Origin of the sequence: Massilia jejuensis (genome assembly GCF_042656795.1) — a bacterium.
GTDB classification, from domain to species: Bacteria; Pseudomonadota; Gammaproteobacteria; order Burkholderiales; family Burkholderiaceae_D; genus Telluria; species Telluria jejuensis.
This window is the reverse complement of sequence record NZ_JBHSMS010000028.1, coordinates 141427-150901: the sequence shown is the minus strand read 5'-3', so window position 1 is coordinate 150901 and position 9475 is coordinate 141427. Positions and strand designations below refer to the sequence as shown.

Genomic DNA, 9475 nt, shown 5'->3' with positions numbered 1-9475 from the left:
GTTTGACCGCTTCCTCACGAAGCTCCGGCGTGTATGTTCTCGTTCGTTTCATAAATTCTCCCATCGGTGAAGTTTACCAAACAGGAGTGTCCGAAAAAATCAGGGTACCTCACATCACCCGCGCATGCGCGACCTGGCGGCGATGGACGATCCTGTTTGTGCTGCGTATAGGATGCCAATGGAATGCGTTGAGCGCTACTGGAATTTGTTCAAGCAGTTCGGCCCATCCACGGTTTCAAGAAGAGGCTCAGGCTGGGGTATGCGAGGAGTGGCGCTTGGGATTATTGGCGCTCGACGCACTCGATTGCATTGATTGGTCGTGGTTGTCAATCGATGGAGCGTTGACCAAGGCACCGTTGGAAGGGGAAAAACCGGCCCCAATCCTACGGATGTTCATCCGTTGGCCGAAGAAGGCGAGCAATTACCTCGCCTGTCTTCACCTCGTTCTGTGGGATGATTGCCTGGCACTCAGCAGGTCTACTGGGATAGGCCCTTAGCTAACGCATACATCGAAGACCACAGGTGCCGTAACACACTGAAATTGAAAGATTTTCTTGGCCTGCCCAGCAGGAATCGAACCTGCGACCCTCAGCTTAGAAGTGTCCGTTTCCGCATATATTCCGGCGTAGACTAGCATAGGATTAACGGTTAAATCCGCTATAAATCAGGTAGTTATAAATTCCACTCGCCACGTTGCGTTGGTTCAAGTAGACTCGAATACTCCGAATCTGCTTACTTAACGCTTACTTAGATCAATCCAACGTGGCCAAGATCAACTTCACCGCTGTCCGAGTGGCGGACTTCCAATGTCCAGCCGATAAGGCGCAAGACTTCCTTTGGGATGCCGGAGCACCCGGCCTAGGGCTGTGCGTATCCAAGACCTCGCGTGCGTACGTTTTCCAGTCCCGTATCAACGGAAAGCCCTTCCGCCTTACCATCGGCAAGACGGCAGCGTGGCGCTTGTCGGAAGTCCGCACCCATGCGAACGAACTGCAGGTAATGGTAGACAAGGGTATCGACCCACGGCGGGCGAAGGCTGAACAGGCCACAGCCGACGAGACTGCCCGCATAGCTGGGGAGCGCGCAGCAGCCCGACACGCCGTTACCCTTGCAGACGCATGGGCTATCTACCTAGCAGAGCGCAAGCCGCGCTGGAGCGCCGGGCACTACGCCAACCATGTGAATCTCGCAGCGAGCGGTGGCGAGCCGAAGAAGCGCGGCAAGGGGCTAACCGTTGCCGGGCCGCTTGCCACCTTGATGCCCCTGCCGCTCACTGCCCTTACCAGCGACCGAATCAGCGCATGGCTTGACACCGAATCAGCCACACGGGCGACCAACGCCGGGCAAAGCTTCCGACTGTTGCGGGCGTTCTCTACGTGGGCATATGACATGCCGGAATACAGCGACCTAGTCCCTGCCGACACGTTCAGCACTCGGAAGGTGAAAGAAGCTGTACCGAAGAACCAAGCCAAACACGGCGACAGCCTGGAGCGCGGGCAACTTCAACTTTGGTTCACCGCCGTTCGACAGATGACTAACCCAATCTTCAGCACCTACCTGCAAGGTTTGCTGCTCACTGGCGCACGGCGTACCGAACTTGCCACCTTGCGTTGGTCGGACGCGGATCTTCAATGGGGAAAGATGACCATTGCCGACAAAGTTGAAGGCACCCGAACAATCCCGATACCGCCCTACCTGTCCAGCTTACTCGCAGCCCTGCCGCGCTACAACGAATGGGTTTTTGGCAGCACCGCCGCAGCGTCAGGGCACATCGAAGCACCTACGAAGGCGCACCAAGCAGCCTTGAAGGCAGCAGGATTGCCCCACGTATCAATTCATGGGCTTCGCCGCAGCTTCCGTACGCTGACTGAATGGGTCGATGCACCATCAGGGATCGTCGCGCAGATCATGGGCCACAAGCCCAGCGCGGTCGCAGAACGACACTACACACGCCGGGAAATCGGCATCTTGCGCGTATGGCACACTAAAATTGAGGCTTGGATACTGGCAGAGGCGAAGATCGAATGGAAATGATGAAAGCGACGGCGTTACGGGACTTCGCCATACAGCACCTACCGCGTGCGCAGAGAGTATCGCCGTCAATGCCCGCCCACCAGTACCAGCTAACGCTTTACGGAATCACCGCGCTCGTTTCTTCGACAGCGCCAGCCGCCCAGCAAGCTGCCGCTACGCTTCTCCGTACAGTACTGACACTGCTAATCGAGTGGGACGACGACGGCAAGCTTACGCCCGAGCAGCGCAGCGCTACGGAACAGCAGGCCGTTCAGGACGCAACAGAGCTATGCACGCTTACGGGCTATACGATCCCGTGGCTCCCTGCCCTGTCGGCGCTCCCTGAACCCGCGCCGGTTACGGTTCCAACCCTGCCACTGCAACAGCCCGCCCCTGCTGCCCCGCTGTTGCCACTTCTACAGCCGGGAGAGACACAGACAACCGCATTTGCAGCAAAGTACTTAGGCGTGACAGAACAGACTATGCGGTCGTGGGCGAGTAAAGATAACGGGCCGCTCGTCCCAATCAAGCAAGGCACGCGGAACGGCTGGCCTACCACAGAACTTGTGCGGCTGAAGCGAGACGGCTGGAAGTCACGATCACGAAAGAAGCTCTAGCGCAGGGAACACGAGCAGAAGCCCATTAAAGGCACCGCCACGCCGCGAACAACGCCTTCCCTGCACCAACTGCCACCAGCCAGCCTGAACGGCGTCAAAACGATGTCGTCGGTAGAAATCGTTGAAGTGATTAACGCAATGCGCGGGCCGGGCAAGGCTGAAATGCGACACGACAACTTCATTGCGAAGCTCGAAGCGCACCCCGGAATCACTCACCTGAATTTTCAGGGCAGCTATTCAGTGAATCGCCCCGGCTTTCGTGGAGGCCGGTTGGTGTGAGTCAGGCCGCGACGGCTTGACTGCTCAGTTGCTTGTAATAGTTTGCCTCAGCTTCAGCCGGCGGTATATAGCCGAGCGGCTCCAGCAGTCGGTGGTGGTTAAACCAGGACACCCATTCCAGCGTGGCCAGTTCGACGGCCTCACGCGTTTCCAGGGAGCGCGGCGGTGGATCAGTTCAGCCTTGTAGAGCCCGTTGATCGTCTCGGCCAGGGCATTGTCGTAACTGTCGCCCTTGCTGCCCACAGACGGTTCGATGCCGGCTTCCGCCAGGCGCTCGCTGTACTTTATCGACACGTATTGCGACCCCCTGTCGCTATGATGGACCAGTTCGTTACGTTCGGGCTGACGAGCGTAAAGGGCCTGTTCCAGGGCGTCGAGCACGAAGTCGGTCCGCATCGAGCTGCTGACCCGCCAGCCGACGATCCGCCGGGCAAACACGTCGATCACGAAGGCGACATAGACAAAACCCTGCCAAGTCGAAACGTACGTGAAGTCGCTGACCCACAGTTGGTTTGGCCGCTGCGCCCTGAACTGGCGATTGACCCGGTCGAGCGGGCACGGCGCCTTCGCATCGGCAACCGTCGTGCGCACGACCTTGCCGCGCATGACGCCGCGCAGGCCGGCCTTGCGCATCAGGCGCTCAACGGTGCAGCGGGCCACGTCCGTTCCCTCACGTCGCAGTTGGCGCCACACCTTGTCGGCCCCGTAGACCTGCAGGTTCGCCTGCCAGACACGTTCGATGTCGACGCTCAGCACGTCGTCGCGTTGGACACGGGCACAGCGCAGTGCCGGGTTGCGCTGCTGCGCAGCGTGGCGCCAGTAGCCCGACGGCGCGACCTGCATCACCTTGCAGATCGGCTCGACACCGTAGGCATGGCGGTACCGGTCGATGAAAGCTCTCACGGCTTGAAGTGGCGGCCGAGCTCCGCCTGGGCGAAAAACGCACTCGCCAAGCGCAGTATCTCATTTGCCTTGCGTAGCTCGCGCACTTCTCGTTCCAGCGCCTTGACGCGTTCTTCTTCAGCGGTTGTCGGTCCTGGACGCTGGCCGGTATCGCGCTCTTGCTGCCGTACCCAGCGACGCAGCGTCTCCGGTGTGCAGCCGATCTTGGCGGCGATCGACGTGATTGCGGTCCACTGCGATTCGTACTGGCTGCCCGCTTCGCTGACCATGCGCACAGCGCGCTCGATGACTTCGGGGGAATATTTCGGTTGCTTTTTCATGGCTCCATTCTCTCAAACAATGGAGCCTCCTCAAAACCCGGGGCGATTCATGCCGAGCTTGAACTATGGGTAGAAGTGAAGTGCAACCATCTGAACGGCAAAACCAGCAAGGCGAACGCGGAGCGGGCTTACAACCGGGTCGAACCCGATAAACTACGTAAGCACGCCCCTTACTATCAGACCCGCCACCAGTGGAACCACGCGGCACCAAAACAAGCCATTGTGCAATCCGCTGTTGGCGCTCCGCAGTTTGCAATCCTCTTCACCAAGCAACCTGACGAAGACACCCTTGCGCGAATCACCAAGCAAGGTATTCAAGCCTTCAGCCTCGCCCGGTTCGCAAGCATGATCGAACTACAGTTAGCGTGCCAGTGAAGCGTCAACGACTTTTGGCTGCACGTACGTTTTCAAGTTCGACAACCCGTATTTACGCAACGCCCTGTCTCTTCCATCGCTACGACGTTCCAAGAACGGGTCAGGGTCTTTCGGGAACTCGTGCTTAACGATTTCCCTTATCAAAACGTCCGGGTCATCTATCAACGCCGCCGGATGGTCGAAATAAAGCTGCTGTGTATCGGGCCTGCTTCCGATCATGTAGGAAACGTAGAAAGTTGGCATAACGAACTCCGCAAAGTTGTGAAACCCCGATACTGAGGCAAAACCGTTGCCCGTGCGCATTTCTCGGCGACGTTTCGCAGGTATTTTTTACGCACCGTTCCGCTGTAAGAACTTAACGATTCTAAAGCGGCATCATCGCTCGCTTCCATTCGTATTTCCTTAGTGCTATCGTTATCGACCCAGCCGGACTCGGCATGACTACGAAAGGCACCACCGATGACCAGCTTTAAAGCTTCAGTACAGTACGGCGACTGGAATGGCACCGCAGCGGCAGATGACGCCGATCAGATCAGCCTTTCCTACTATTTGGAAAACAAAGGTTTAATTAACGACAAGGAATTTCTGTTAGCTTCATCTGTATTCGTTGGTGAGAACCATGGCGGAAAAATTGGTGGTGTCTACATCACCGCCTATCTGTTCACTCCGCCACCCAACACGACCATTGATGTGGCCTTGGACGCGATAACCGGGCCGATCCCGGTACGCGAACTGGAGCTAGAAATAACGCTCGAAGAGTACATCGGCTTCTTCAAGCGCTTTAAGGTTTTCCACACCTCGCGCTACCTGAACCTCGAAGGCCGCGAGTACAAGGCAATCTAACATCACCAGCCGGGGTGAATCATTCGCAGCGCCCCGGCCAGCGCCACCAGTGCGCCCGCGATCAGGATCAGGCGGTGCAGTACGCTAAGCCCCGCGTCCCAAAGTTTCAGTTTTCGATAAAGCTGTGATGGTCGTTTCATAGTTCAGTTCGTTGTGGTTGATAACGAATAGGTGTGTTCCAGCGCCGCCGAACAAGTCGATAACATGTCTGCTCTAACCATCCCTGGCTCTCCTGTAATGTGGCGCTCGCTGACGCCGACCCAAGAATTATGTCAGCAATTTTTCCTCCGATGAAGTTGGAAGGAGCGCCGCAAGGCGGTTTTACAGCCCCTTTGCGGGCCTCCACCGGGCTACAAGCCCATCGAACAACTGCATGTTCGCTGCGGCGATGTCGGTCGCGTAGCGCTCGATCATAGGGAGATTGCACAATCTACCGGGCGTCACGCCACCTTACAGTTCCGCCGCGTTCGGCGTGACGCGGTGTGGTGCAGTGGGTTGTAGATCAAGCAGAAGTTGTCGTGGAAGTCGTCGAAGTCATCCGAGATCGTGACGCTAGTAGTCGTAGAAGAACTCCATCTGCGTGCAGCCTTCGCCGCCGAAAGGCCGATCCCAGATGACGCAGTTCGATCATTACGAAGCTGCCGCAGGCGATCTGCCTAGCTCACATGGGTATACCGCACAGCGCTATTCAAACTGGGCCATAAAGATAGCTCACTAGGGTTGACTGTAAGTGAGCCACCCGGTATTATCGAGCCACTTACCCAACTGAGCCACTGCCGGATCGCCAAAATGAAAACTGTGTACTACGGACGCATCTCCACCACCGAAGGACAGACCAGCGCTAGCCAGTACGACGATGCGGCGAAACAAGGCGTCGATACTAAACACGTACACATTGACGAAGGCGTAAGCGGCTACCACGTTGCCCCTGCGGATCGTGCAGAGTGGAAGCGCGTGTTGGACAAGCTGTCTGATGGTGGCGTCCTGTATGTCCGCTGGCTTGACCGTATCAGCCGCCGCTACGACGAACTGCACCGTGTCATGCAGCAGTTGATGGGTATGGGCGTCAAAGTGATCTGCACCTTGAACGGCATGGAGTTCGACGGCACCGCTACCGAACCAATGCTGAAGGCAACCCGTGATGCTGTCCTGGCCTTCATGGCTGCACAAGGCGAAGCCGACTACATCAACCGCCGCGAGATGCAAAAGCGGGGTATCGACATCGCCAAAGCCAAGGGCGAATACAAGGGTCGTGCAGCTAAGCTGGACGCTGCCACAGTCAAGAACTGGCGTTCAGATAATGGCAAGAGCATTGCCGAAACAGCCGAACATTTCGAGGTATCGGTAGCCACCGTCAAGCGCTATTGCGCAGCCTGATAGCCCCGCCACGCCATGCACTACGCCGGGAAGGCTCTGCCATTGCCCAGCAGCCCCACCGGGCACAGCAGATATTTTGCTGGCCCTGTCGCCCGTTCTTAGGACAACGGCAGGCACGTTAAGCCACCCGATCGACCTTGCAGATATTTTTCCATTTTCCCAGCTACCTACCCACGACGGGCATGTGCTGGGATTTTTTAATTATTAGAAAATAGCCTGCTTCAGCGATGACTGAACTCTACCCGCCAGCACGACGTGCTTCTCGCCGCGCGTTGGCCCGCGCCAGTTGTGCCGGTTCCGTGTACAGCCGTTCAAGGAGCATACGCGTAAAGTCCATGATGTCTTCGGCGTCCACCTTTTCCAGCGTACCTTCGTGCGCCCCATCATTCCCATCTTCTTTGATGCACGACGAAAGCTCTTCAAGCGCCGCTGGGATATGGCCGTGTTTAAATAGCCAAGGTAGCCGCAATCCAAGGTTCCTACGTACCTTGTTGTTCAATCCGTCAACGTCACTTGATGGAAGCCTCGATTTGGTCGCAAGATCAATGCAAAGGCGAAACATGGTAGCAGCGGCGTTGTAACAGTCAACCGACATGCAAGTTGCACCTTCCGTGAACACTTTTGCAATTGCCTCTGGCATGTCAGGTGGTGGCGACGCCGTGTTTATATCTCGCACACTGACGTAATCGATGATATTAACCAGCCCGTCAAGCGACCCATTGAGATGTGCGACACCATTATGGTAAATATATTTCTGAGCATCGATATTGGCAGTTTGTAGCACGAACACTGTAGAACACTTACACCGACGACAGCCGCACTGTGCCTCATATCGCTGAAGAATTTGCTGGCCTCCGACTGGGATAGCTCCCACAACATCAAATGTTACTTCTTTCACGCCGCAGCGTGGACAGTCTGCTGACAGTTCGCTCATCAACTTCTCCGCTAATTCGGTTATGAACTCTACAATAGCGTAAACAGTGGCATCGTACGGACGCAACAGTAGCATAATGCTTACTTATTGCTTACTTGGAGATTTCGCAGCATCCAAGTAAGCAAGTTCTGAATCAGCAAAACCGCTGAAACCCGCATGGATACTACATCTTATTGGCCTGCCCAGCAGGAATCGAACCTGCGACCCTCAGCTTAGAAGGCTGATGCTCTATCCAACTGAGCTATGGGCAGAGAAAAGCGTCGAAGAATGTCGACGCAGAAATGAAAACGGGCCGTCGAAGACGGCCCGTATGAAAAACCTTGGTCGGAGTACAAGGATTCGAACCTTGGACCCCCTGGTCCCAAACCAGGTGCGCTACCGGGCTGCGCTACACTCCGAATAACCGTATTTTACGCTGCCGGCGCCCCTGCGTCAATGCGGGCGCCGCCGGACATGCAAATAAGAACTCAGGCGGCGAGCCGGTCGGCGATGCGGCGTGCCATGCTGTCGGCCTGCTCGGCATTCTTGGCTTCCACCATCACGCGGATCAAGGGCTCGGTGCCCGAGGCGCGGATCAGTACACGGCCGGTGTCGCCCAGCTCACGCTCGACCGCTTCCTTCTCCGCCACCATCGCCGTGTCCTGGGTCCAGTCGAAGCCCGGCGCGACACGCTTGTTGATCAGGGTCTGCGGATACAGGGTCAGCTCGCTGCAGCAGGCTTCCAGCGACTTGTTGCTGCGGCGCAGGGCCGAGAGCACTTGCAGTGAGGAGACGATGCCGTCGCCGGTGGTGTGCTTGTCGAGCGCCAGCAGGTGGCCGGAGCCCTCGCCACCCAGGATCCAGCCGCGCTCCTGCATCACTTCCAGCACGTAACGGTCGCCGACCTTGGCGCGTGCAAAGCCGATACCCAATTCCTTGAAGGCGACTTCCAGCGCCATGTTCGTCATCAGGGTACCCACGGCGCCGGCGACCGGACCGGTCGACATGCGGTCGCGCACCATCAGGTAGAGCAGCTCGTCGCCGTTGTAGACGCGGCCGGTGGCGTCGACCATGATCAGGCGGTCGGCGTCGCCGTCGAGCGCGATGCCGAGGTCGGCCTTGTGCTCGACGACGGCGGTCGACAGCGCCTTCGGCGCGGTGGCACCGAAGCCGGCGTTGATGTTGAAGCCGTCCGGCGAGGCGCCGATCGAGACGACTTCGGCGCCCAACTCGTGGAACACGTGCGAGGCGATGTTATAGGCAGCGCCATGGGCGCTGTCGACGACGATCTTCAAGCCGCGCAAGTCGAGTTCGTTCGGGAACGTGCTCTTGCAAAATTCGATGTAGCGGCCTTGCGCGTCGCGCAGGCGCGAGGCGCGGCCGAGCTTGTCGGACGGGACGCAGGACATCGGCTGGTCGATCGCTTCTTCGATGGCCAGTTCGACGCTGTCGGGCAGCTTGGTGCCGTGCCCGGAAAAGAACTTGATGCCGTTATCCTGGAAGGGATTGTGCGAGGCAGAAATCACGACGCCGGCCTGCAGGCGCAGCGCGCGCGTCAGGTAGGCAATGGCCGGAGTGGGCATCGGTCCGGCCAGCATGACGTCGACGCCGGCGGCGGAGAACCCCGCCTCCAATGCCGCCTCGAGCATGTAGCCGGAGATGCGGGTGTCCTTGCCGATCAGGACGGTCGGACGGGTGGCGCTCTTGCTTTCCTTGACCAGCACCATGCCGGCCGCATAGCCGAGGCGCATCACGAAGTCTGGCGTGATGGGCGCGACGCCGACCTGACCACGAATGCCATCCGTACCGAAATATTTGCGTGCCATGCTTCTTCT

The 9475-nt window shown here is 57.8% G+C and carries 9 protein-coding genes, 2 tRNA genes, 2 pseudogenes and 1 other annotated feature; of the genes and pseudogenes, 6 read left to right on the top strand and 7 right to left on the bottom strand.

What is annotated here, in order from left to right; genetic code table 11:
• Positions 1-112 precede the first annotated feature (112 nt).
• The 3 genes and pseudogenes from ACFPOU_RS09245 to ACFPOU_RS09235 all read left to right on the top strand — a co-directional run.
• Positions 113-391: pseudogene (locus ACFPOU_RS09245) on the top strand (transposase family protein); the annotation flags it as partial.
• A gap of 371 nt (positions 392-762) precedes the next feature.
• The gene (locus ACFPOU_RS09240; protein WP_379719742.1) at positions 763-2034 is read left to right on the top strand and encodes a tyrosine-type recombinase/integrase; all 1272 of its coding nucleotides are present in this window, start codon (positions 763-765) and stop codon (positions 2032-2034) included.
• 698 nt (positions 2035-2732) lie between these two features.
• Positions 2733-2909 (top strand): hypothetical protein, encoded by a 177-nt coding sequence (locus ACFPOU_RS09235; RefSeq protein ID WP_379719740.1) that lies wholly within the window; start codon positions 2733-2735, stop codon positions 2907-2909.
• Between the two features lies 1 nt (position 2910).
• Here the strand turns inward: ACFPOU_RS09235 and ACFPOU_RS09230 are convergent.
• A pseudogene (locus ACFPOU_RS09230) lies at positions 2911-4132 on the bottom strand (IS3 family transposase).
• Positions 3738-3854, bottom strand: a sequence feature (AL1L pseudoknot). (Overlaps the previous pseudogene by 117 nt.)
• Between ACFPOU_RS09230 and ACFPOU_RS09225 the strand changes: the two are divergent.
• Positions 4121-4507: a hypothetical protein gene (locus ACFPOU_RS09225; RefSeq protein ID WP_379719738.1), complete on the top strand. Its 387-nt coding sequence runs from the start codon at positions 4121-4123 to the stop codon at positions 4505-4507. The pseudogene ACFPOU_RS09230 and the gene ACFPOU_RS09225 sit on opposite strands and share 12 nt — an antisense overlap.
• On the opposite strand, the gene ACFPOU_RS09220 is transcribed toward ACFPOU_RS09225, so the two are convergent.
• Complete coding sequence (locus tag ACFPOU_RS09220; RefSeq protein WP_379719736.1) at positions 4493-4750, bottom strand: hypothetical protein; 258 nt, start codon at positions 4748-4750, stop codon at positions 4493-4495. The two genes, ACFPOU_RS09225 and ACFPOU_RS09220, sit on opposite strands and share 15 nt — an antisense overlap.
• Before the next feature lie 216 nt (positions 4751-4966).
• On the opposite strand from ACFPOU_RS09220, the gene ACFPOU_RS09215 reads away from it, so the two are divergent.
• Positions 4967-5350, top strand: coding sequence for a hypothetical protein (locus tag ACFPOU_RS09215; protein ID WP_379719734.1), 384 nt, complete (start codon positions 4967-4969; stop codon positions 5348-5350).
• 2 nt (positions 5351-5352) lie between these two features.
• Here the strand turns inward: ACFPOU_RS09215 and ACFPOU_RS09210 are convergent, their stop codons facing one another.
• On the bottom strand, positions 5353-5490 hold the full coding sequence (locus ACFPOU_RS09210) for a hypothetical protein (RefSeq protein ID WP_379719732.1): 138 nt from the start codon (positions 5488-5490) through the stop codon (positions 5353-5355).
• Between the two features lie 649 nt (positions 5491-6139).
• Between ACFPOU_RS09210 and ACFPOU_RS09205 the strand changes: the two genes are divergently transcribed.
• On the top strand, positions 6140-6727 hold the full coding sequence (locus ACFPOU_RS09205) for a recombinase family protein (protein WP_379719730.1): 588 nt from the start codon (positions 6140-6142) through the stop codon (positions 6725-6727).
• Positions 6728-6965: 238 nt separating this feature from the next.
• On the opposite strand, the gene ACFPOU_RS09200 is transcribed toward ACFPOU_RS09205, so the two are convergent.
• The 4 genes from ACFPOU_RS09200 to glmM all read right to left on the bottom strand — a co-directional run bounded on the left by ACFPOU_RS09200 (position 6966) and on the right by glmM (position 9466).
• Complete coding sequence (locus ACFPOU_RS09200; protein WP_379719728.1) at positions 6966-7661, bottom strand: DUF4145 domain-containing protein; 696 nt, start codon at positions 7659-7661, stop codon at positions 6966-6968.
• Positions 7662-7835: 174 nt separating this feature from the next.
• Positions 7836-7912 (bottom strand) — tRNA-Arg (locus ACFPOU_RS09195).
• A gap of 70 nt (positions 7913-7982) precedes the next feature.
• Positions 7983-8059, bottom strand: a tRNA-Pro gene (locus ACFPOU_RS09190).
• 69 nt (positions 8060-8128) lie between these two features.
• Positions 8129-9466: a phosphoglucosamine mutase gene (gene glmM / locus ACFPOU_RS09185; RefSeq protein WP_379719726.1), complete on the bottom strand. Its 1338-nt coding sequence runs from the start codon at positions 9464-9466 to the stop codon at positions 8129-8131.
• Between the last annotated feature and the right edge of the window lie 9 nt (positions 9467-9475).

Bases quoted from the DNA above. Each gene is read 5' to 3' on its own strand.
- ACFPOU_RS09215 (WP_379719734.1), top strand. From the start codon at position 4,967: ATGACCAGCTTTAAAGCTTCAGTACAGTACGGCGACTGGAATGGCACC.
- ACFPOU_RS09210 (WP_379719732.1), bottom strand. From the start codon at position 5,490: ATGAAACGACCATCACAGCTTTATCGAAAACTGAAACTTTGGGACGCG.
- glmM (WP_379719726.1), bottom strand. From the start codon at position 9,466: ATGGCACGCAAATATTTCGGTACGGATGGCATTCGTGGTCAGGTCGGC.
- ACFPOU_RS09205 (WP_379719730.1), top strand. From the start codon at position 6,140: ATGAAAACTGTGTACTACGGACGCATCTCCACCACCGAAGGACAGACC.
- ACFPOU_RS09200 (WP_379719728.1), bottom strand. From the start codon at position 7,661: ATGAGCGAACTGTCAGCAGACTGTCCACGCTGCGGCGTGAAAGAAGTA.
- ACFPOU_RS09220 (WP_379719736.1), bottom strand. From the start codon at position 4,750: ATGCCAACTTTCTACGTTTCCTACATGATCGGAAGCAGGCCCGATACA.
- ACFPOU_RS09235 (WP_379719740.1), top strand. From the start codon at position 2,733: ATGTCGTCGGTAGAAATCGTTGAAGTGATTAACGCAATGCGCGGGCCG.